General features: G+C 69.9%; 20 protein-coding genes. 8 read left to right on the top strand and 12 right to left on the bottom strand.

Annotated features, from left to right (window positions below):
• On the top strand, window positions 1-851 hold an 851-nt coding region (locus tag U9R90_RS32055), incomplete at its 5' end, for a membrane dipeptidase (protein ID WP_411060522.1).
• Between the two features lie 46 nt (window positions 852-897).
• On the opposite strand, the gene U9R90_RS32050 is transcribed toward U9R90_RS32055, so the two are convergent.
• Window positions 898-1,260, bottom strand: a complete 363-nt coding sequence (locus tag U9R90_RS32050) for a VOC family protein (RefSeq protein WP_411060521.1) — start codon at window positions 1,258-1,260, stop codon at window positions 898-900.
• 91 nt (window positions 1,261-1,351) lie between these two features.
• On the opposite strand from U9R90_RS32050, the gene U9R90_RS32045 reads away from it, so the two are divergent.
• Window positions 1,352-1,870, top strand: coding sequence for a CGNR zinc finger domain-containing protein (locus tag U9R90_RS32045; RefSeq protein ID WP_411060520.1), 519 nt, complete (start codon window positions 1,352-1,354; stop codon window positions 1,868-1,870).
• Window positions 1,871-1,964: 94 nt separating this feature from the next.
• Here U9R90_RS32045 and U9R90_RS32040 read toward each other — a convergent pair whose 3' ends face one another.
• A complete protein-coding gene (locus U9R90_RS32040) occupies window positions 1,965-3,308 on the bottom strand; it encodes a UDP-glucose dehydrogenase family protein (RefSeq protein WP_411060519.1) in 1,344 nt (447 codons plus the stop codon).
• Window positions 3,309-3,506: 198 nt separating this feature from the next.
• On the opposite strand from U9R90_RS32040, the gene U9R90_RS32035 reads away from it, so the two are divergent.
• Entirely contained in the window at window positions 3,507-4,664 is a 1,158-nt protein-coding gene (locus U9R90_RS32035; RefSeq protein ID WP_411060518.1) for an acyl-CoA dehydrogenase, read from the top strand.
• Window positions 4,665-4,863: 199 nt separating this feature from the next.
• Here the strand turns inward: U9R90_RS32035 and U9R90_RS32030 are convergent, their stop codons facing one another.
• On the bottom strand, window positions 4,864-6,039 hold the full coding sequence (locus U9R90_RS32030; protein WP_411060516.1) for a tyrosine-type recombinase/integrase: 1,176 nt from the start codon (window positions 6,037-6,039) through the stop codon (window positions 4,864-4,866).
• A 65-nt stretch (window positions 6,040-6,104) separates the two neighbouring features.
• On the opposite strand from U9R90_RS32030, the gene U9R90_RS32025 reads away from it, so the two are divergent.
• Window positions 6,105-6,656 (top strand): hypothetical protein, encoded by a 552-nt coding sequence (locus tag U9R90_RS32025; RefSeq protein WP_411060515.1) that lies wholly within the window; start codon window positions 6,105-6,107, stop codon window positions 6,654-6,656.
• A gap of 137 nt (window positions 6,657-6,793) precedes the next feature.
• Here the strand turns inward: U9R90_RS32025 and U9R90_RS32020 are convergent, their stop codons facing one another.
• Both U9R90_RS32020 and U9R90_RS32015 read right to left on the bottom strand, forming a co-directional pair.
• Window positions 6,794-7,567, bottom strand: coding sequence for a response regulator transcription factor (locus tag U9R90_RS32020; RefSeq protein WP_411060514.1), 774 nt, complete (start codon window positions 7,565-7,567; stop codon window positions 6,794-6,796).
• Window positions 7,564-8,838: a sensor histidine kinase gene (locus tag U9R90_RS32015; protein ID WP_411060513.1), complete on the bottom strand. Its 1,275-nt coding sequence runs from the start codon at window positions 8,836-8,838 to the stop codon at window positions 7,564-7,566. The genes U9R90_RS32020 and U9R90_RS32015 overlap by 4 nt, the downstream gene beginning before the upstream one ends.
• Before the next feature lie 143 nt (window positions 8,839-8,981).
• On the opposite strand from U9R90_RS32015, the gene U9R90_RS32010 reads away from it, so the two are divergent.
• Together U9R90_RS32010 and U9R90_RS32005 are read left to right on the top strand one after the other, a co-directional pair.
• Complete coding sequence (locus U9R90_RS32010) at window positions 8,982-9,404, top strand: DUF4190 domain-containing protein (RefSeq protein ID WP_411060512.1); 423 nt, start codon at window positions 8,982-8,984, stop codon at window positions 9,402-9,404.
• A gap of 73 nt (window positions 9,405-9,477) precedes the next feature.
• Complete coding sequence (locus tag U9R90_RS32005; RefSeq protein WP_411060511.1) at window positions 9,478-10,995, top strand: alpha/beta hydrolase; 1,518 nt, start codon at window positions 9,478-9,480, stop codon at window positions 10,993-10,995.
• Window position 10,996: 1 nt separating this feature from the next.
• Here the strand turns inward: U9R90_RS32005 and U9R90_RS32000 are convergent, their stop codons facing one another.
• From U9R90_RS32000 to U9R90_RS31990, 3 genes are read right to left on the bottom strand one after another with little or no spacing between them, the layout of a single operon-like run.
• Window positions 10,997-12,184 carry a dipeptidase gene (locus U9R90_RS32000; protein ID WP_411060992.1) on the bottom strand — a complete coding sequence of 396 codons (1,188 nt, stop codon included), beginning with the start codon at window positions 12,182-12,184 and terminating at the stop codon, window positions 10,997-10,999.
• Between the two features lie 16 nt (window positions 12,185-12,200).
• Window positions 12,201-12,734, bottom strand: a complete 534-nt coding sequence (gene purE / locus U9R90_RS31995) for a 5-(carboxyamino)imidazole ribonucleotide mutase (protein ID WP_411060510.1) — start codon at window positions 12,732-12,734, stop codon at window positions 12,201-12,203.
• Window positions 12,731-13,870, bottom strand: a complete 1,140-nt coding sequence (locus tag U9R90_RS31990; RefSeq protein WP_411060509.1) for a 5-(carboxyamino)imidazole ribonucleotide synthase — start codon at window positions 13,868-13,870, stop codon at window positions 12,731-12,733. The genes purE and U9R90_RS31990 overlap by 4 nt, the downstream gene beginning before the upstream one ends.
• 185 nt (window positions 13,871-14,055) lie before the next feature.
• Here U9R90_RS31990 and U9R90_RS31985 point away from each other — a divergent pair, with 185 nt between their 5' ends.
• Window positions 14,056-14,604, top strand: coding sequence for a GtrA family protein (locus U9R90_RS31985; protein WP_411060508.1), 549 nt, complete (start codon window positions 14,056-14,058; stop codon window positions 14,602-14,604).
• Here the strand turns inward: U9R90_RS31985 and U9R90_RS31980 are convergent.
• Together U9R90_RS31980 and U9R90_RS31975 are read right to left on the bottom strand one after the other, a co-directional pair.
• A complete protein-coding gene (locus tag U9R90_RS31980; RefSeq protein ID WP_411060507.1) occupies window positions 14,597-15,889 on the bottom strand; it encodes an ATP-binding protein in 1,293 nt (430 codons plus the stop codon). The genes U9R90_RS31985 and U9R90_RS31980 overlap by 8 nt on opposite strands.
• Window positions 15,890-15,904: 15 nt before the next feature.
• Complete coding sequence (locus tag U9R90_RS31975; protein ID WP_411060505.1) at window positions 15,905-16,582, bottom strand: response regulator transcription factor; 678 nt, start codon at window positions 16,580-16,582, stop codon at window positions 15,905-15,907.
• A gap of 295 nt (window positions 16,583-16,877) precedes the next feature.
• Between U9R90_RS31975 and U9R90_RS31970 the strand changes: the two genes are divergently transcribed.
• Complete coding sequence (locus U9R90_RS31970) at window positions 16,878-18,401, top strand: peptide MFS transporter (protein ID WP_411060503.1); 1,524 nt, start codon at window positions 16,878-16,880, stop codon at window positions 18,399-18,401.
• A 115-nt stretch (window positions 18,402-18,516) separates the two neighbouring features.
• On the opposite strand, the gene U9R90_RS31965 is transcribed toward U9R90_RS31970, so the two are convergent.
• Window positions 18,517-18,876, bottom strand: a complete 360-nt coding sequence (locus U9R90_RS31965; protein WP_411060502.1) for a hypothetical protein — start codon at window positions 18,874-18,876, stop codon at window positions 18,517-18,519.
• Window positions 18,877-18,966: 90 nt separating this feature from the next.
• The gene (locus tag U9R90_RS31960; RefSeq protein WP_411060500.1) at window positions 18,967-20,358 is read right to left on the bottom strand and encodes a hypothetical protein; all 1,392 of its coding nucleotides are present in this window, start codon (window positions 20,356-20,358) and stop codon (window positions 18,967-18,969) included.
• Window positions 20,359-20,367: the final 9 nt, after the last annotated feature.

The following is a 20,367-nucleotide window of genomic DNA, read 5'->3' as shown; positions in this document are numbered from 1 at the left end:
GCGGGGTCGGCGCCTTGTTCGGGGGGCGGCGGGTGCCGGCCGCCGGGGCCGCCCGCGCGCCCCCCACCACACTGGAGCTGATCGACCTCGTCGAGGGCGTCGCCCGCGCCCACCCCGACGGCCTGTGGCTCGCCCGCTCCGCGTCGGAGACCACCGACTCCCGCTCGCACGGCCGTATCGCCTGCCTGCTCGGCCCGGCCGACGCCAGCGCGCTGGGCGACTCGCTGGGCGTCCTGCGGGCGCTGTACGCGCTCGGCGTGCGCAGCCTCACGCTGTGCGGCACCCGCTGGGCGGGCGAGGACGGCCTGTCCCGCTTCGGTGAGGAGGTCGTACGGGAGATGAACCGGATCGGTGTGCTCGCCGACCTCACCGGCAGCTCCGTGCCCACGGCGCGCAGGACGCTGGCGCTGAGCAAGGCCCCGGTGATCTTCTCGCGCTCCGGCGCCCGCGCGCTCACCGACCACCCGGACAACGTGGCGGACGAGGTGCTCGCCGAGCTGTCCGCCGTCAAGGGCCTGTGCCTGGTGCCCTGCGCCGCGGCGCAGACCGGCCCCGCGCTGCGGGACGTCGCGGACCACCTGGACCATGTGCGGCGGGTCGCGGGCCCCGACTGCGTGGGCCTTTCGGGCACGTACGACACGGACGGCCCGGTGCCCGAGGGGATGGCGGACGTCTCCCGCTACCCGATGCTGATCGCCGAGCTCATCGACCGCGGCTGGCCAGAGTCCGACCTGGCCCTGCTCACCTGGGGCAACGTCCAACGGGTGCTGCGCGACACGGACTTCACGGCCCGTGCCGCACGGCAGCGCCGCCCGCCGTCGACGGCGACGCTGGACCGCCTCGACGGCTGACCCGCGTCCGCGACCGCCTCGACGGCTGACCCGCGCTGCGCCCCGGTCAGGCCGCGCAGAGGCAGAACGGGTGCCCGGCCGGGTCCGCGTAGACCCGCCAGCCGCGCGACCGGTCGTCGGCGTCCAGCACCGTCGCGCCGAGCGCGAGTACCTGCTCCTCCGCCGCGTCCATGTCGTCGACGGTGAGGTCGATGTGGAACTGCTGGGAGGCGTCGGGCGCGGGCCACTTCGGTGGTACGTGGCCGGGGGCCTCCTGGAAGGCGAGGGGAGTGCCCTCGTACCCCGTGAGGTCGACCCAGCCCTCGTCGCCGTCCGCGATCGTGCCGCCCAGGATCGCGGCGTAGAACCCGGCGAGCGCATGCGGATCGGGACAGTCGAGTACGACGGCACCCAGCTTGGCGACAGCCATGACGGCCTCCTCGTCGAAGTGAGTTACCGGCATTCACGCTGAACCGGTAACGGTTACTGCATGCTCCCGCATAGCCAGTAACATCGCAAGCATGAATGACCGAGCGCCCGCCCCCGGAGACCTCGCGCTCGTCCAGGACCTGGTGAACACCCTGAACATCGAGACGGGTGCCGACGCCCTGGACTCCGCCGAGGGCCGGGCCCCGTACGGGATCGCCGAGCGGGAGCTGGCTGCCGCCCGCGAACTGCGCGAGGCCCTGCGCGCCGCCTGCCTCGCCCACGCGGGCCACCCGCCGCACCGGCCCACACCCCCGCTGACCGACCTGCTGGCCCAGGCCCCGCTGCTGGTGACCGTGGACGCGGCGGACGGCTCGGCCGTACTGCGCCCCGCCGAGCCGTCGATCCTCGTCTCCCGCGTCGCGGCGGCGATCGCCGCGGGCACGGCGGACGGCAGCTGGCCGCGGCTGAAGGCCTGCGAGGCGCCCGACTGCCACTGGGCGTACTACGACCGCAGCCCCGCGGGCCGCGGCCGCTGGTGCTCGATGGCGTCCTGCGGCTCGCGCGCGAAGATGCGCGCGTACCGGGCCCGGCACGGCACGTCGGACGGGTAGCGGCTCATGCGGCTCGGTGGGACGCTCGACAGAGGCTGGACGGCGACGAGGCGCCGCCGCGTCAGCCAGCCCGTCAGCCCGTCGGCCGCCAGCCTCAGGCGGCCGGGCGGCCCATCGCGCGGTACGTCCAGCCCGCCTCGCGCCAGCGCGTCGGGTCCAGTGCGTTGCGGCCGTCCAGGAGCACCCGCTCCGAGACGACCGACCCCAGCGCGACCGGGTCCAGCTCGCGGAACTCGCGCCACTCCGTGAGGTGCAGCACCACATCCGCGCCCCGGACGGCGTCCGTCGCCGTCGGCGCGTACCCCAGGGTCGGGAAGAGGCGGCGGGCGTTGTCCATGCCCTTGGGGTCGTAGACCGTGACCTGGCCGCCCTGGAGGTGGATCTGCCCGGCGACGTTCAGCGCGGGCGAGTCGCGTACGTCGTCCGAGTCCGGCTTGAAGGTGGCACCGAGCACCGCGACCCGCTTGCCCAGGAAGGACCCGCCGCCCACGGCCTCGCGGGCCAGCTCCACCATGTGGCCGCGGCGCCGCATGTTGATCGAGTCGACCTCGCGCAGGAAGGTCAGCGCCTGGTCGGCGCCCAGCTCACCGGCGCGTGCCATGAAGGCCCGGATGTCCTTGGGCAGGCAGCCGCCGCCGAAGCCGATCCCGGCCCGCAGGAACTTCTTGCCGATCCGCTCGTCGTGCCCGATCGCCTCGGCGAGCTTCACCACGTCGCCGTCCGCGGCCTCGCACACCTCGGCCATGGCGTTGATGAAGGAGATCTTCGTCGCGAGGAACGAGTTCGCGGAGGTCTTCACCAACTCCGCCGTCGGGAAGTCGGTCACCACGAACGGCGAGCCCTCCCCGAGCGGCGTCGCGTACACCTCGCGCAGCAGCTTCTCAGCCCGCTCACTCTCCACGCCGACCACGATCCGGTCCGGGTGCAGGGTGTCCTGTACAGCGAAGCCCTCGCGCAGGAACTCCGGGTTCCAGGCCAGCTCGGCACCGTCCCCGGCCGGGGCGTTCTCGCGCAGCACCGCGGCCAGCCGGGCGGCGGACCCGACCGGCACGGTCGACTTGCCGACCACCAGCGCGGGCCGCTTCAAGCACGGCGCGAGCGAGGCGAAGGCGGCATCGACGTAACTCATGTCGCAGGCGTACTCGCCGTGCTTCTGCGGCGTGTTCACACAGACGAAGTGGACGTCACCGAACTCCCCGACTTCCTCCCAGGAGGTGGTGAAGCGCAGTCGGCCGCTGGACCCGGGCAGCCCGGCGACATGCCGCCCGAGCAGCTCTTCGAGACCGGGCTCGTACATCGGGACCTTCCCCGAGGCGAGCATCGCGATCTTCTCGGGCACCACGTCGAGCCCCAGCACGTCGAAGCCCAGCTCCGCCATGGCCGCGGCATGCGTGGCACCGAGATAGCCGGTACCGATCACGGTGATCTTGAGGGCCATGTGGGAGCTCCAAAGAGGTGCGGGCGCGGACTGCGCGCCCGAGCATATCCGGGGCTGTCCCGAGCGTTTCCGGGGCCGTACGGGGCCACGGTGGCCGCTGTCGTGAAGGTCACGCGCCAGTTACATAGGCGACCTGGCCTCCGGGCCTCTAAAATCTTGGTTACTTAACGGTAGTTAGCACCTTTGGGAGTGAGAGACTTGGCGGGTTCGACCGACTTCGACCTGTACCGCCCGGCTGAAGAGCACGACATGCTCCGGGACGCCGTCCGCTCGCTCGCCGAGGCGAAGATCGCCCCGTTCGCCGCCGAGGTGGACGAGGAGGCCCGCTTCCCGCAGGAGGCGCTCGACGCCCTCACGGCGAACGACCTGCACGCGGTGCACGTACCGGAGGAGTACGGCGGCGCCGGCGCCGACGCGCTCGCCACGGTCATCGTGATCGAGGAAGTGGCCCGCGTCTGCGCCTCCTCCTCCCTGATCCCGGCCGTGAACAAGCTCGGCTCGCTCCCGGTGATCCTCTCCGGCTCCGAGGAGCTGAAGAAGAAGTACATGGGCCCGCTCGCCAAGGGCGAGGGCATGTTCTCGTACTGCCTGTCCGAGCCGGACGCCGGTTCGGACGCGGCGGGCATGAAGACCAAGGCCGTACGCGACGGCGACTTCTGGGTGCTCAACGGCGTGAAGCGCTGGATCACCAACGCGGGCGTCTCCGAGTACTACACGGTGATGGCCGTGACGGACCCCGAGAAGCGCTCGCGCGGCATCTCCGCCTTCGTGGTCGAGAAGGGCGACGAGGGTGTCTCCTTCGGCGCCCCGGAGAAGAAGCTCGGCATCAAGGGCTCCCCGACCCGCGAGGTCTACCTCGACAACGTCCGCATCCCCGCCGACCGCATGATCGGCGAGGAGGGCACCGGCTTCGCCACCGCGATGAAGACCCTGGACCACACCCGCATCACCATCGCGGCCCAGGCACTCGGCATCGCCCAGGGCGCCCTCGACTACGCCAAGGGCTACGTCCAGGAGCGCAAGCAGTTCGGCAAGCCGATCGGCGACTTCCAGGGCGTGCAGTTCATGCTCGCCGACATGGCCATGAAGATCGAGGCCGCCCGCCAGCTGACGTACGCGGCCGCCGCCAAGTCCCAGCGCGGCGACAGCGACCTCACCTTCCAGGGCGCGGCCGCCAAGTGCTTCGCCTCGGACGTGGCGATGGAGGTCACCACGGACGCCGTCCAGCTGCTCGGCGGCTACGGCTACACCCGTGACTACCCGGTCGAGCGCATGATGCGCGACGCCAAGATCACGCAGATTTATGAGGGCACGAATCAAGTGCAGCGGATCGTGATGGCCAGGAACCTTCCCTAGCAGGGTTTTTGCAGGTCACAGGCTGTTTCGAGGGTCCGAGAGGACCGCTGTGCCCTTCTGTCCGCTGCGGCCCGATCGGGACCGTTCTAGGGCGTCATGCTGGGGGAATCCTGGGCGGATGCCGAACGAGAAACGGCCGCTGACCTGCACAAACAACACAGCCCCCGGCAGCACGCCGGGGGCTGTTGCCGTACGTCGATCAGGCGACCTCTGACGCCTCCGTGGGATCGTCCGCGCCGGGCGTCAGCATCGTCGCGATGGCGGCCCGGCCGCGCTGCTCAGCCCCTTCGAAGATGTAGTGGTAGTGCTCCCTGAGTACGTCCGTGCTGCTGTGGCCCATCCAGTCGGCCACGTCGTTCTCGGGGACTCCGGCGTACAACAGCCGCGACCCGTAGTAGTGCCGGAGTGAGTGAGCCTTGCAGTACTTCACCTGGCCCTTGCCCAGAGCCTCCATCCAGATCTTCGGGTAGAAGTACGACGCGTAGAGGTACCCGGTCCGCGTCACGTTGGGGAAGAGGAGTCGTTCCGGCCCCCATACGCCGTGGTTCTTGATGTGTCGCCGAAGCTCGAAGGCGACGTTCGGCGGGAGGGGAACGGTACGCCCTGGCTCGCCTTCGTCCCGAGCCTTGATGTGCCGACGCTGGATGGCGCTGTTCTTGCCCGACTCCGTGTCGCCGTCCTCCGCAATCTGGAAGTCGACCCGGAGCGTCTCGGCTTTGAAGTCGATCTGATCGCGGGATGTCGCCATGGCCTCGCCCAGCCGCAGGCCGCACCCGGCCATGAGCCACAGCATCGCGCGGTATCGCGGAGGAGCGGCATCGAGCACCGCCAGGACTTCCCGCGTCTTGAGTCGCCGAGCGGTGCTCTTGTGCTCCCGGATCTCCTTGGCGCGGCTGCCCGCGCCCTTGACCTTCTTGCACGGGTTCCGGCCGATCATCTCGTTGACGACAGCCCAGTCCATCATCCCGGAGAAGAACGAGAACCGCTGTCGCCGTGTGCGAGCGGACAGCTTCCGGTCCTGCTCCATCCACAAGAGCCACTGTTCAACGTCAGCGACCTTCACGGAGACGATGGAACGGGCCTTGAAGAACGGTTCAAGGGTCGTCGTCTGGATGGACCGGTACTGCTTCTTGGTGCTGTTCTCCAACTTCCTTTGATTCGTCCACTGCTCCCACACGGCTGTCACGGGCTGCTTGCCCAGCCGGTCGTCCAGGTAGGTCCCGGCGTCGAGTTCCTGTTCCTTGCGCTTGCGGTGGTCGTCGGCTCGCGTCTTGGTACCGAAGGTCTTCTGTCGCTGCTTGCCGTCTGGGTCGTACCAGAACGTCGTCCACTTCTTCGGGTCGTCCTTAGACCGCGCGACCCATGCCCTTGCCACTGAAGCAGTCCCCTCCTGTCGATGACGCACGGCCCCGGCGTCGAGCCGGTCGTCCGTTCGGAACCGTGGAAGCGAATGAGAGCGGGTTCGAGATCACCCAGGGGCAAGGGGCCTGGGTGATCCGCATGTGGTGGCCGACCGGACCGATCACCGGAGGGCCGCAGCGGATCACTGTTGAGGCGGCGGAAGGTGCCGCCACTCGTGACGTGGCACGTGGAATCTCCACGACCGTGCTACGGCGGCTCGACATGGCGGCGGCCATGAAGCTGGCGGAGCAGGCACCCGAACTTCAACAGGGCATGAAGGAGGTAACGGCGAAGGTGGAGCAAGCTGGAGAAGCGGCGGGCCTACTACTGGCCGATGAAGGTGTGTCAGAGCCGTACCTGGCCATGCTGGCCGCGACCTACAAGACCATGGCCGACATGGGCGCTCCTGCCCCTGTTCCTTGGCTGGCCCGCCTCATCGATCGCCGCCCCGAGACGGTGAAGGACCATCTCAAGCGAGCGCGGCGAGAGGGCTACTTGACCACCGTCGCAGGCAAGGCGGGCGGTGAACTGACCGACAAGGCGACGGAGATACTTGCCGCCTTCGTTAATCCGGATGACGTCCAAGGCTGACATCGTCGCGTCCCGCTGCGCCGCTGTGTCGCCGGGAGCTGCCGCCGGCGGCAGGTCGGGAGGGGGCCCCAGGCGTGGACCGTCCGGGAAGCCGGTCCAGCGGCACGAGCAGCCTGGTCAGACCACCTGACGTTGCGTCAGTCCGTGACCCCGGGCACGACCAGGCCGGTTTCGTACGCGATCACCACCGCGTGGGTCCGGTTCTGCGCGCCGAGTTTGGTCAGCACGTTCCCGACGTGCGTCTTCACCGTCTCCAGGCTCACCCTGCACGACTGAGCGATGTCCGGGTTGGACCGGCCGGTGGCCATCAGGCGCAGCACCTCCTCCTCCCGGCCCGTCAGCGCCGCCTGGGGCAGCGCTTCGGCGGATCCAAGTGGGCGGGCCGTGACCATCTGGCGCAGGGCTGCCGGGAAGAGGATCGCCTCGCCCGCCGCGACCACCCGCACCGCCTCCGCGATCTTGGGGACGGGGAGCCGCTTGAGTACGAAGCCGCTGGCCCCGGCGGTGAGTGCGGCGGTGACGTAGTCGTCGTTCTCGAAGGTGGTGATCACCACGACCTTCGGCGGGTCGGCCGGCCCGGCGAGGAGCTGCCGGGTGGCCTCTATGCCGTTGCGGCGCGGCATCCGTACGTCCATCAGGACCACGTCCGGCCGCAACTGCCGTGCCCGCTCGACTGCTTCGATGCCGTCGACGGCCTCCCCGACGACGGCGATCCCGGGCTGCATGGCGAGCAGCGTGCGCAGACCGCTGCGGGTCACCTCGTCGTCGTCCGCGATCAGGAGGGTGGTGCGGCTGGTGGCGCCGGCGGTGTCAGTGGTGACGGCTGGGCTCGCGTCGGCAGTGTCCGTGCTGACGGCTGCGCTCGCGTCGGCGCCGGTCGTGACCGCTGCGCCCGCTTGTGAGCCGATCATGCGGGCAAGCGTACCGGCAGCCGGACCGCGAGCCGCCAGTGCTCCGGTCCGTCCGGACCTGCCTCGATTTCGCCGTGCAGGAGCCGCACGCGCTCGGCCAGGCCGGGCAGGCCGTGCCCGGACGTCGGGAAGGCACCCGGGCTCATTCCGCTCCCGGCTCCGGTCCGGTTGACCACGTCGAGCTCCAGCGAGTCCGGCGCGGCCGCCACCTTGACCTGGATCGGACCGCCCGCTCCGTGCCGCAGCGCGTTCGTCAGCCCTTCCTGCAGGATCCGGTACGCCGCCCGGGAGAGCGTCCCCCGCACCTGCGCGTAGTCGCCCGACAGCTCGGGCTCCACCACCGCGCCCGCGTGCCGCAGCCGGTCGAGCAGCTCGGGCAGGTCGGCCAGGGTGCGCGCCGGCGCCGTCCCCGCCTTCTCCTCGCGCAGCATGCCCAGCACATAGTCCAGGTCCTCAAGGGCGGCCCGGGTCGACTCCTCGATGCTGCGCAGCGCGGCCCGCGCCGCCACCGGGTCGACACCGAGCACCTCGCCCGCCACCGCTGCCTGGATCGTGGCGGCCGTCAGCGTGTGCCCGATCGAGTCGTGCAACTCGTGGGCCAGCCGGTTGCGTTCGGCCAGTGCCCGCTCCCGCTCGGCCGCCAGCGCGAGCCGCTCGGCCGACGACGGGCCAAGGAGCCTGGGCGCCAGCCACCGCAGGGCGTACGTCACCGCCAGGCACAGAGCCGCCGCCAGCAGCAGGCAGCAGAGCGCCGCTGCCCAGCTCTGCCAGCCGCTCTCCGCCCGCAGCGACCAGCCGTTCACACTCACCCCGGCCTCGGCGCCGGCCCAACCGCCGGGAAGGAGTAGGCCCGCGATGAACAGCAGGACGCTCAGCTGCGCCCCCGCCCACCCCAGCGCCACATGCGACAGCAGCCAGAGCGGGGTCCGCAGGCGGTCGGCGCCCGATGTCGGGGAAGAAGCCGCCCCGTCACCGGGTGAGCCCGCACGCCGACGCCGGCCCACGGGATCCGGCAACGGCACCCCCAGCATCCGCCGGGCGCAAGCGATCAGCACCCGCCGCGTGGTTCGAGCCAGCCCGATCACACCGATCAGTACGGACCAGACCAGCACGGTCAGAGCGAACTGCACTCCCACGGAAGCGGATGGCCACGCCATCGCCGGTAGTGCTGCGAAGGGCAGCAACGGAAGGCTCGCCAACGCGCCGCAATAGGCGAACAGCGCACCCGAATACGTGGAGCCGCGCAGCAGCGGCCGGATTCCTCTGAACATGGCCAGGCAAGTATGACCGGGCGGCCCACCGGCGGCCTCCCCCGATCGGGGGAGCGAATTCTCCCGCCTTCCCGCGATGTGTCCGTGGGCCCCCGAAACCAGAATCGGGGTCTCACCAGTTGACGGGACGGAAGGACGGGCTGATGAACGCTCAGGGGATCGAGACGCCGCTGAACCACACGGTGTCCGCTCAGGACCAGGCCGTACGGACTCGGACGACACCGAACGGCATGGCGCCGGGTCTGACAGCACCGAAGAACAGCCTGGCCACGGCCGCCATGACACTGGGCATCATCGGCCTGTGCAGCTCGGTCGTCTTCATCGGCGGCCCGCTCGCCGTGATCGGCCTGATCCTGGGCATCGCCGCGCTGATAGCGGCCAAGCGGACCGGTGTGGGCCGGGGCAAGGCCGTAACCGCCGTGGTGACGTCGTCCCTCGCGATCGTGGTGTCCGGGCTGGTCGCCGTCTTCATGGTCTGGTACGCGAACCAGACACAGGAGTGCTACCAGCCCGACAGCTTCGACCAGTACACGCAGTGCGTCCGCGAGCACCTGAACGGAAAGTGAACGGCCTTCCCTCTCCCCCACCGGCAAACCGGCTGCCCACTCTCCTCTCTCCTCGACAAGGACGAGCATCCCCGTGCGAAACACCCGCAAGGCCCCCCTACTCGCCGCCGGCCTCGCGGCGGCCGCCCTTTCGGCGCTGACGCCCGCAACGGCCTTCGTCGCGCCCACGGCATCCGACGCCTCCACGGCCAACGACCCCCTGCGGCAGTACACGCAGCAGAAGCTCCAGTGGAAACGCTGCGACGCGAAGGGCCCCGCCACCTTCCAGTGCGCGACGCTCAAGGTGCCGCTGGACTACAGCGACCCCGGCGGCAGGACGATCGGCCTCGCGCTATCCCGGCTGAAGGCGGGTAGCGCGAAGGCACGTCACGGCGTTCTGCTGCTCAACCCGGGCGGCCCCGGCGTACCGGGACTGCGGCTGCCTGTCGACCCGCGCCTGAAGTTCCCCGCGGAAGTGAAGCGGCGGTACGACCTCGTCGGCTTCGACCTGAGGGGCGTCGGGCGGAGCTCTCCCGTCAGCTGCGGGCTGACCGCCGAGGAACAGGCCGACCATCCGTACAAGGCGGAGACCTTCGCGAAGGACGTGGACCGGGTCCGTACCGTCGCCGGGAAGTGCCGGGCCAGGGCGGGTGACAAGCTGCCGCATCTCACCACCCGCAACAACGCCCGTGACATGGACGTCATCCGCGCCGCGCTGGGCGAGAAGAGAATCTCCTACCTGGGGATCTCCTACGGCACCTACCTCGGCGCCGTCTACATGCAGCTGTTCCCCCAGCGGGCCGACCGGATCGTGCTGGACAGCGCAACCGACCCCACCCGGATCTACCGGGGGATGTTCCAGGACATGGCGAAGGCGGCCGAGCAGGCGTTCACGCGCTGGACCGCGTGGACCGCCCGTCGGCACGCAACCTACAAACTGGGCGACACTCCGGCCAAGGTCCGCAAGACCTACTGGGACCTGATCGCGCGGGCGAACCGCAAGCCCATCTTCTTTGAGGGACAGCCCCTCACCGGCGACGGCATCCGTGGCGACAACAGCACGTTCTTCCACGTCCAGAAGGCCGCCGAACGGATCGCCGGGCTGAAGAAGGCGGCCAAGGGCAAGGACCCGGCTCCGTCCGGCACGCCCGGTCAGGTCCAGGAGCCCGACGACAACTACCCCTCCATCGCCTGGTCCTTCATGTGCGCTGACACCCGCACCTGGTCGCACGGCCCTGAGGAGTACCGCCGCGAGGCGATCCGCGACAAGGCCCGGTATCCGCTGTACGGCGACTTCGCGGCCGCCATCACACCCTGTGCCTTCTGGGAGCAGGGCAGCGAGCCGCAGACGAAGATTGACAACAAGGTCGGTGCGCTGATCACGCAGAACGAGTGGGACTCTCAGACGCCCCTCTTCGCCGCTCGGGCCATGCACCGGGCCCTGCGCGGCTCCCGGATGCTCACCGTCGCCGGCGGCGAGGGACACGGCGTCCTCTACGCGCCGGACAGCACTCCCTGCGCGGACAAGGCCGTCACGGTCTACCTGACCACGGGCAGGCTCCCCGCCAAGGACCTGACCTGCCGGGCTACGACCGGGCCCGGCTCCCGGTGAGTCAGCCGTCCAGGTCGGTGAGTGTCGCGTTGGACGGGGCCCTCTGCGCGCTCAGGTCCCGCGCGACGTCCTCCGCCGCGCGCAGGACCCGGACCGCGTTGTGCCAGGTGAGTTTGGCCAGGTCGGCGGACGACCAGTTGCGACGCAGAAGCTCTGCGATCAGGTTCGGGTAGCCGGAGACGTCGGCGAGGCCGTCCGGGGTGAAGGCCGTGCCGTCGTAGTCGCCGCCGATGCCGATGTGGTCGATGCCCGCGGCCTCGCGCATGTGGTCGAGGTGGTCGGCGACGGTCGACACGGTGGCGACGGGGCGCGGCTGCGCCGCCTCGAACGCGGCGTGGACCGCCATCGCCGCCGGGGTGGTGTCCAGGTGGTCGAAGCCGTGCGCGCGCAGGTTGGCGTCGGCGCGGTCGGTCCACTCCACGGCGGCCGGGAGGATGAACTTGGGGACGAAGGTGGCCATCGCCACGCCGCCGTTCGCGGGCAGCCGCTCCAGGACGTCGTCCGGGATGTTGCGGGGGTGGTCGCAGATCGCGCGGGAGGAGGAGTGGGAGAAGATGAGCGGCGCTGCCGTCGTGCCCAGGGCGTCGCGCATCGTCGTCGCCGCCACATGCGAGAGGTCCACCAGCATGCCGGTGCGGTTCATCTCCCGGACCACCTCGTGGCCGAACGGCGACAGGCCGCCCACCTGCGGAGCATCCGTCGCCGAGTCCGCCCAGGCGAGGTTGTCGTTGTGGGTGAGCGTCATATAGCGGACGCCCAGCGCGTACAACGCCCGTAGCGTGGCGAGGGAGTTGTTGATCGAGTGGCCGCCCTCGGCTCCCTTGAGGGAGGCGATACGGCCCTCGGCGCGGGCCTTGTCCATGTCGTCGGCCGTGAGCGCGGGCGCCAGCGCGTCCGGGTGGCGGGCCAGCAGCTGGTCGACGCAGTCGATCTGTTCCAGCGTGGCGCTGACCGCCGCGTCGCCGGAGAGGGAGCTGCGGACGTACACCGACCAGAACTGTGCGCCTACGCCGCCCGCGCGCAGCCGGGCGATGTCGGTGTGCAGGTGGGCGCTCTGGTCGGTGGCGATGTCGCGCCGCGCGTGGTCGTAGCCGACCTGTTCGCGCAGCGCCCACGGCAGGTCGTTGTGGCCGTCGACGATCGGGGCGGCCGCGAGGAGTTCGCGGGCGCGGGCGAGATACGGCTCCATGGCACTCACGGCGCGGTCAGTTGCCGAAGCCGAAGGAGCCCGCGCCCTCCGCCTTCGCCCGCAGCCGCTTGCCCTTCTCGGTCGCCTGCTCGTTCAGCTCCTGCTGGAACTCCCGCATCCGGGCGAGCAGTTCGGTGTCGTGTGCGGCGAGCATCCGGGCCGCGAGCAGGCCCGCGTTGCGGGCGCCCGCCACCGAGACCGTGGCCACCGGCACGCCGGCCGGCATCTGCACGATGGAGAGCAGCGAGTCCATGCCGTCCAGGTACTTCAGCGGCACCGGGACGCCGATCACCGGCAGCGGGGTGACCGAGGCGAGCATGCCCGGCAGGTGGGCCGCTCCCCCGGCGCCCGCGATGATCGCCTTGAGGCCGCGCTCGGCTGCCTCCTCGCCGTACGCGATCATCTCGCGCGGCATCCGGTGCGCGGAGACGACGTCCACCTCGTAGGGGATCTCGAACTCGGCGAGTGCCTCGGCGGCGGCCTCCATGACGGGCCAGTCGGAGTCGGAGCCCATGACGATGCCGACCAGAGGGCTGGGACTTGCGCTCATTCGGTGATCGTTCCTCGCAGGTAGCCGGCCGCGTGCTGGGCGCGCTCCAGGGCGTCGTCCAGGTCCTCGCCGTAGGTGTTGACGTGGCCCACCTTGCGGCCCGGCTTCACGTCCTTGCCGTACATGTGGATCTTGAGCTGGGGGTCACGGGCCATGCAGTGCAGATACGCGGAGTACATGTCCGGGTAGTCGCCGCCCAGGACGTTGGCCATCACGGTCCACTTGGCGCGCGGGCGCGGGTCGCCGAGCGGCAGGTCCAGTACGGCCCGTACGTGGTTGGCGAACTGCGAGGTCACGGCCCCGTCCTGGGTCCAGTGGCCGGAGTTGTGCGGGCGCATGGCGAGCTCGTTGACCAGGATGCGGCCGTCGCGGGTCTCGAAGAGTTCGACGGCCAGGTGGCCGACGACGTCGAGCTCCTTGCCGATGCGCAGGGCGAGCTCCTGCGCCTGGAGGGAGAGGTCGTCGGGCAGGCCGGGCGCGGGGGCGATCACGGTGTCGCAGACGCCGTCCACCTGCCGCGACTCCACGACGGGGTAGGCGACGGCCTGGCCGTGCGGGGAGCGCACCACGTTCGCGGCCAGTTCGCGGACGAAGTCGACCTTCTCCTCGGCGAGCACCGGCACCCCGGCGCGGAACGGCTCGGCGGCGTCTTCGGCGGATCGTACGAACCACACGCCCTTGCCGTCGTAGCCACCGCGGACCGTCTTGAGGATCACGGGGAAACCTTCGCCTTCGGCAGCGAAGGCCGCCACGTCGGCCGGGTCGCTCACGATCCGATGGCGTGGACACGGCACGCCGATCTCGTCGAGGCGCGCGCGCATCACGCCCTTGTCCTGGGCGTGCACCAGCGCGTCCGGGCCTGGGCGTACGGGGATACCCTCCGCCTCCAGGGCCCTCAGGTGTTCGGTGGGCACATGCTCGTGATCGAAGGTGATCACATCGCAGCCACGGGCGAACGCCCGCAGTGTGTCCAGATCGCGATAGTCGCCGACGACGACATCGCCGACGGCCAGGGCCGCCGAATCCTGGGGAGTATCACTGAGGAGCTTGAACTTGATGCCGAGCGGGATGCCCGCCTCGTGTGTCATACGAGCGAGCTGACCCCCGCCGACCATGCCGACTACCGGGAACGTCACATCGTCCAGGGTATCCGCGTCCGCGTCGTAGGTAACGACGAGCCCCCGGGTCGTAGCTACCGACGAGTCCGCGATCACTGCCGAGGCACCGATCGCGGGCGCTCGATAACATGGGTCAGGTCGACGAATCGACGTGCCATCGGCGAAGCGCCGACGAACCGACCTGACGGGGTTGAGCCCACACCATGACGCAGCACCGCCCACTGCGGGGAAGACTCGACCAGCTCCTGCGGGAGATCGCCAAGTTCGGGGCGGTGGGCGGGGTCGGCATCCTGGTCAATCTGGGCGTCTTCAACCTGCTGCGGGGCACCACGGAGATCCCGGTGGTGCGGGCCTCCATAGCGGCCACGGCCATCGCGATCTGCTGCAATTACATAGGGTTCCGATACTTCGCGTATCGCGACCGCGACAAGAATCGCCGTACGCGGGAGATGACGCTCTTCCTGCTGTTCAGCGTGGCCGGGCTGGTGATCGAGAACGGTGTGCTGTTCACGGCGACGTACGGGTTCCACTGGGACAGCCCGCTGCAGAGCAACATCTTCAAGTTCCTGGGCATCGGGATCGCGACGCTGTTCCGGTTCTGGTCCTATCGCACCTGGGTGTTCCGGGCACTGCCCGTGAAGGACGCAGAATCGTTCCTGAAGGCCCCCGCCGCCACCCCTGTCCCCGAGGACACCAAGCAGGGCACCAAGCAGGACACCGAACAGAGCGACCCCTCGCAGCGGGTCACCTGACCGTCGGAGTCTCGTCCTCCGGCCGCGGCGACGGCCTGGGCGGCGGCGTGGACGACGTCGTACGCGACAGGAACAGGCCGAACACCGGCGGCTTCGTCTGCAGCATCTCCAGACGCCCGCCGTCCGCCTCCGCCAGATCCCGCGCCACCGCGAGACCGATCCCGGTGGAGTTACGGCCGCTGATCGTGCGCTCGAAGATCCGCGCGCCGAGGTCGGGCGGCACCCCTGGACCCTCGTCCGTGACCTCGACCACCACCTGGTTCCCGGTGACCCGGGTACGCAGCGCGACCGTGCCGCCGCCGTGCATCAGGGAGTTCTCGATCAGCGCGGCCAGCACCTGGGCGACCGCACCCGGCGTGCCCACGGCCTTGAGGTCCTTCTTGCCCGAACTGACGATGGCGCGGCCCTTGCCTCGATAGGCCGGGCGCCACTCCTCGATCTGCTGCTTGACGATCTCGTCCAGGTCGAAGGTCACGGCGGAGCCGGTGCGCGGGTCGCGGGAGTTGGTGAGCAGCCGCTGGACGACGTCGGTGAGGCGCTCGACCTGGGTGAGCGCGATGGTCGCCTCCTCCTTCACGGTCTCCGGGTCGTCGGTGAGCGTGATCTCCTCCAGCCGCATGGACAGCGCGGTCAGCGGCGTACGGAGCTGGTGCGAGGCGTCCGCGGCCAGCCGGCGCTCGGCGGTGAGCATCCGCCCGATCCGCTCGGCGCTGTTGTCCAGTACGTCCGCGACCCGGTCCAGCTCCGGCACTCCGTACCGCTTGTGGCGGGGGCGCTGGTCGCCGGAGCCGAGGCGTTCGGCGGTCTCGGCGAGGTCGGTGAGCGGCGAGGTGAGGCGGCTGGCCTGGCGCACCGCGAGTACGACCGCGGCGACGATCGTGAGCAACGCCACTCCGGCGATGACCAGCAGGACCCGGCCGACCTCCGTGGTGACCGTGGAGCGCGGCTCCTGGACCGTGATGGTCTCGCCCTGGTCGCCCTGCTCGACGTGCTGGATGACATCGCCGTCCGGCTTGCTGCCGACCTCGATGGGGGCCCGGCCGGGGATCTCGATCAGCGCGTACCGCTCGTCGCCGACCTGGTCCCGCAGGATGCCCGCGGTGATCCGGTCGTCGCCGATCATCCGGCTGTCGACGATGGAGACCAGGCGCAGCGCCTCGGACTCCACCCGGTCCTGGGCGGCGCTGGTGATCGTCCGGGTCTCCACGAGCACCACGGAGACCCCGAAGACGGAGATCACGACGAGCACCACGGCCAGCGTGGAGGTGATGAGTCGGCGGCGCATGGCGGGGTGGGGTGCTCAGCTCTTCTCGAAGCGGAAGCCGACGCCCCGCACGGTGGCGATGAAGCGCGGGTTGGCGGCGTCGTCGCCGAGCTTCTTGCGCAGCCAGGAGATGTGCATGTCCAGGGTCTTGGTCGACGACCACCAGGTGGTGTCCCAGACCTCGCGCATCAGCTGCTCGCGCGTGACGACCCGGCCCGCGTCCCGCACCAGGACCCGGAGCAGGTCGAACTCCTTGGCGGTGAGCTGGAGCTCCTCCTCGCCCATCCAGGCGCGGTGCGACTCGACGTCGATCCGTACGCCGTGGGTGGAGGGCGGCGGGGTCGGCTCGGTCGCGCCGCGGCGCAGCAGGGCGCGCACCCGGGCGAGCAGCTCGGCGAGCCGGAAGGGCTTGGTGACGTAGTCGTCGGCGCCCGCGTCGAGTCCGACGACCGTGTCCACCTCGTCCGCGCGGGCGGTGAGCACGAGGATCGGGAAGGTGTGCCCCTCGGAACGCAGCCGTCTGGCCACCTCAAGGCCGTCCATACCGGGCAGCCCCAGGTCGAGTACGACCAGGTCGATGCCGTCCTGCAGCCCCGCGTCCAGTGCGGTGGGTCCGTCCTCGCGCACTTCGACCTCGTAACCCTCCCTGCGCAGTGCGCGGGCCAGTGGCTCCGAGATGGACGCGTCGTCCTCGGCGAGCAGTACACGGGTCATGGGGTGATGGTAGTCCGCGAGCCCCGGCGGGCGGAGGGCGCCAGGTCAGCCCTGCGGACATACGGAGAAATTCGATGAGTCACCTTCGAATGCATGGAACAGTTCCGAAACCTCCTGTGATCCATCTCTCATACTCTTCCAAATGCCGCATTGCCGTGCCGTATGGTGTCCGAACGCGTAAATCCGTATGTCGAGACCTTTGGCTCGCTCTTCCTGCCGAAGGTCTCTTTTATGCGCACGAAACAACCATGACCCTTGGTGAGTTGGTGCGTGCCCCGAGCGAACAAGGATCGACATGGCGTCCAGCCTGACGAAGGGCTCGGCCAGTAACCCTGGCACCGAGACGACCTTCTTCGGCCACCCCCGCGGACTGGCCACTCTCTTCATGACCGAGATGTGGGAGCGCTTCAGCTTCTACGGCATGCGGGCACTGCTCGTGTACTACCTGATCTCGGGCGGTGCCGACGGCACGAAGGAGGGGCTGCACGGCGGCGGCCTCGCGATGACGATGGCGGCGGCCTCGTCGATCTACGCCGTCTACCTGGCGATGGTCTACCTGCTGGCGATGCCCGGCGGCTGGCTCGGCGACCGCGTCTGGGGCCCGCGCAAGGCCGTGACCGTCGCGGGCGTCATCATCGTCGCGGGACACCTCACGCTCGCGCTGCCCGGCACCGCGATGTTCTTCGTCGGCCTGGCGCTGGTGGCGCTCGGCTCGGGTGTGCTGAAGGCCAACATCTCCACGATGGTCGGCCAGCTCTACGACGGCCCGGACGACCCGCGCCGGGACGGCGGCTTCACCGTCTTCTACATGGGCATCAACCTCGGTGCCTTCGTCGCCCCGTTCGTCATCGGCACCGTCGGCGAGAAGATCAACTGGCACTTCGGCTTCGCGCTCGCCGGAATCGGTATGGCCCTGGGCCTGATCCAGTTCCTGCTCGGCACCAAGCACCTGTCGCCGAAGAGCAGCATGGTCCCGAACCCGCTGACGGTCCAGGAGCGCAAGTCCGCCCTGAGCAAGGGCCTGGTCTGGCTGGCCGTCGCCGCCGCCTTCTACGCCCTGGTCGGTCTGACCGGTCACTTCACGCTCAACTGGGCCCTGATCCCGATCACGGTCGCCGGTCTGCTCATTCCGACCGCCGTGCTGGTCCGGATCAAGCGCGACAAGGACCTGACCGCCACCGAGCAGACCAAGATGTCCAGCTACATCTGGTTCTTCGTGGCCGCCGCCGTCTTCTGGATGATCTACGACCAGGGTGGTTCCACGCTGGCCGTCTTCGCCAAGGGCAGCACCTCGGGCGAGGTCTTCGGCTTCGACTTCCCGGCGACCTGGTTCCAGTCGCTGAACCCGCTGTTCGTGATGGCGCTGGCCCCGGTCTTCGCCTGGATGTGGCTGGCGCTGGCCCGCAAGGGCAAGGAGCCCAGCACGACGGTGAAGTTCGCCCAGGCGCTGGTGCTGATCGGCGGATCGTTCTTCGTCTTCGTCGTGCCGATGCTGATGGCCGATGACGGCTCCAAGGTCAGCCCGATGTGGCTGGTGTCGATCTACATGATCCAGACGATCGGTGAGCTGTGCCTCTCCCCGGTCGGCCTGTCCCTCACCACCAAGCTGGCCCCGGCCAAGTACGCCAGCCAGATGATGGGTGTCTGGTTCCTGGCCGTCACGGCCGGTGACTGTGTCACGGGTCTGCTCTCCATCGCGGGCGTGGATCTGAGCGGTACGTCGGTCGTCGCGGCCGAGGCAGCGCTCGCCGTGCTCGCGGGCTTCGCGGTGTACATGTACCGCAAGAAGATCGTGGCGCTGATGGGCGACGTGCACTGACGCACGCGCCGCACGTCAGTACGGCGAGGGGCCGCCGCACCGGTTGGTGCGGCGGGCCGCACCGGTTGGTGCGGCGGCCCCTCGCGTATCGGGGACCTGGGTCGGCGCCCCGAGGTCACTCCTTGTGGAGCTGAGCGAGCCGCTCCATCTCGGCCGCGTGCTCGCTCATCACCAGCCGTGTCGTGGCACCCGTGTAGAGCACCCCGCCAGTGAGCGAGACCGGCACCGACAGGGCCAGCAGGCCCAGCGGCCATGCCAGGCGCCTGCCGGTGTCGCACACGGTGGCCGTCCGTCGGGCGTCGTCGGCGAAGAGCGGCCCGTCGCACTTGCCGCGGTACGTCGAGTCGTACGGCATCAACAACTGCCAGACACAGACGAACCACAACCCCACGGCGATCAGGAGCAGCACAAGCCCCGTGCCGCGGTCGCGCTGCGCGCGCTCCCGAAACCTCAGGTCATAGACCAGCGGCCGCATTCTGTTCCCTCTCGCTCCGCGGTGTCCCGCCCGCGGGACTTGGCATCAGCAGCATGCCGCACCGGAGTCGACCGCCACGAGCGCGGGGAGTCAGCGCAGTCGCCGCCTCGGCATGAACGTGAAGACCGCGCCGCCGAGCAGGATCACCGTGCCCGCGACCAGGGCGAGGGCGCGGAGGCCGCCGTTGTCGTCGGCGCCGGTTTCGGCGAGGCCGCCGCCGGTGGAGGTGGAGCCGCCTGCGGAGCCTCCGGTGGAGCCGGGGGACCCGCCGTCGGACCCCCCGGAGGTGCCGCCGCTGGTCGTGCCGCCGGTGACGCCGCCCTCGTCTTCGACGTCGAGTTCCAGTGAGACAGGGGCCTCGCCCTGCACCTCGCACGGGATCGTGATGTCCTGGCCCCCCAGGGACACCTCGATGGTGAGCGTGCCGGGAGCGAGAGTGGCCTTTCCGGTGGCGCCCGGCTTGTAGGTTCCCGTCATGTCGGGGAGGTTGACCGGCTTGCCCTGTTCCAGGGGTTCTTTGTTGGGCGGTCCGGTGACCTTGACCGCCCCCTTGTCGGAGCCGCCGACCGTCACGTCCATGGACGGGGTGAGGGCGTTCGCGGGCAGCGGGGCCGGGCTGTCCATCACGCCGTCGGCGGTGGCGACCGTGAGGTCGTAACCGCCGCCGTTCTTCTTGGCGTTGATCGTCACGGCCGACTCGATGCTGTCGGGTCCTGGCGACTCGCAGGCGAAGGCCACGGTGACCTCCTTGCCGGGGAAGTCGGTCTCGCCGTCGCCGCCGCCCGTGGTGCCGCCGCTGTCGTCGCCGCCCGTACCACCTGAGTCGCCGCCGATGTCGCCGCCGGTGTCGCCTCCGGTCCCACCGGTGTCTCCACCCGTGTCGCCTCCGGTGTCACCGCCGGTCCCACCAGTGTCTCCACCCGTGTCACCACCCGTACCGCCCGAACTCCCTCCGCCCTCCGTCACGTTGATGGTCGCCGCGGCCTCGACCTCCTCCGTCGGCGCGCACTTGGTGTCCGTCGAGATCGGCTTGCTGACGTTGATGTTGTACGTGTCCGGGGTGAGCGTGACCTCGCCCGCCGCCGTCAGCGTCAGGGTGGCCTTCATGTCGGACAGCACCATCGGGCTGTTCTTGGGGATCGGCGGGTTCTTGCGCTCGCCCTCCATCGCCAGGTCCTCGGTCTGCGCCCCGGCCACCTTGAGTACACCGGTCGGTTTGACCGTGTCCGCGTCCAGGTCGAGCACGTCCGGGTTCTTCGACGCGGCCTCGACGGTCTTCCAGACGACCTCGACCTCGTCGCCGACCTTCGCATCGGCCGGTGCCGTGATGTCCACGGTGGTGGTGCCCTGCACGGGCGGCATACCGGAGATCGGGGGCGGAATGCACTCGGTCGCGTACGAGACTTCGGCGGCTTGTGCGGGACTCGCGGCCAGCAGAATGCCCGCGCCGCCGAGCATGAGCGCGACGGAAGCCGCACTCACTCTCCGATG

The organism is Streptomyces sp. E11-3, from assembly GCF_046540415.1.
Taxonomy (GTDB): domain Bacteria; phylum Actinomycetota; class Actinomycetes; order Streptomycetales; family Streptomycetaceae; genus Streptomyces.
The sequence above is the reverse complement of the archived record's forward strand: the minus strand, read 5'-3'. Positions and strand labels throughout refer to the sequence as shown.

What these genes read in the sequence shown, in the direction of transcription:
- purE (WP_411060510.1), bottom strand. Translation starts at nt 12,734, where the DNA reads ATGAGCGCAAGTCCCAGCCCTCTGGTCGGCATCGTCATGGGCTCCGAC.
- U9R90_RS32050 (WP_411060521.1), bottom strand. Translation starts at nt 1,260, where the DNA reads ATGGCTGTCGCCAAGCTGGGTGCCGTCGTACTCGACTGTCCCGATCCG.
- U9R90_RS32020 (WP_411060514.1), bottom strand. Translation starts at nt 7,567, where the DNA reads ATGATCGGCTCACAAGCGGGCGCAGCGGTCACGACCGGCGCCGACGCG.
- U9R90_RS31965 (WP_411060502.1), bottom strand. Translation starts at nt 18,876, where the DNA reads ATGCGGCCGCTGGTCTATGACCTGAGGTTTCGGGAGCGCGCGCAGCGC.
- U9R90_RS31975 (WP_411060505.1), bottom strand. Translation starts at nt 16,582, where the DNA reads ATGACCCGTGTACTGCTCGCCGAGGACGACGCGTCCATCTCGGAGCCA.
- U9R90_RS31980 (WP_411060507.1), bottom strand. Translation starts at nt 15,889, where the DNA reads ATGCGCCGCCGACTCATCACCTCCACGCTGGCCGTGGTGCTCGTCGTG.
- U9R90_RS32045 (WP_411060520.1), top strand. Translation starts at nt 1,352, where the DNA reads ATGAATGACCGAGCGCCCGCCCCCGGAGACCTCGCGCTCGTCCAGGAC.
- U9R90_RS32010 (WP_411060512.1), top strand. Translation starts at nt 8,982, where the DNA reads ATGAACGCTCAGGGGATCGAGACGCCGCTGAACCACACGGTGTCCGCT.
- U9R90_RS32000 (WP_411060992.1), bottom strand. Translation starts at nt 12,184, where the DNA reads ATGGAGCCGTATCTCGCCCGCGCCCGCGAACTCCTCGCGGCCGCCCCG.
- U9R90_RS32015 (WP_411060513.1), bottom strand. Translation starts at nt 8,838, where the DNA reads ATGTTCAGAGGAATCCGGCCGCTGCTGCGCGGCTCCACGTATTCGGGT.
- U9R90_RS32040 (WP_411060519.1), bottom strand. Translation starts at nt 3,308, where the DNA reads ATGGCCCTCAAGATCACCGTGATCGGTACCGGCTATCTCGGTGCCACG.
- U9R90_RS31970 (WP_411060503.1), top strand. Translation starts at nt 16,878, where the DNA reads ATGGCGTCCAGCCTGACGAAGGGCTCGGCCAGTAACCCTGGCACCGAG.
- U9R90_RS31985 (WP_411060508.1), top strand. Translation starts at nt 14,056, where the DNA reads ATGACGCAGCACCGCCCACTGCGGGGAAGACTCGACCAGCTCCTGCGG.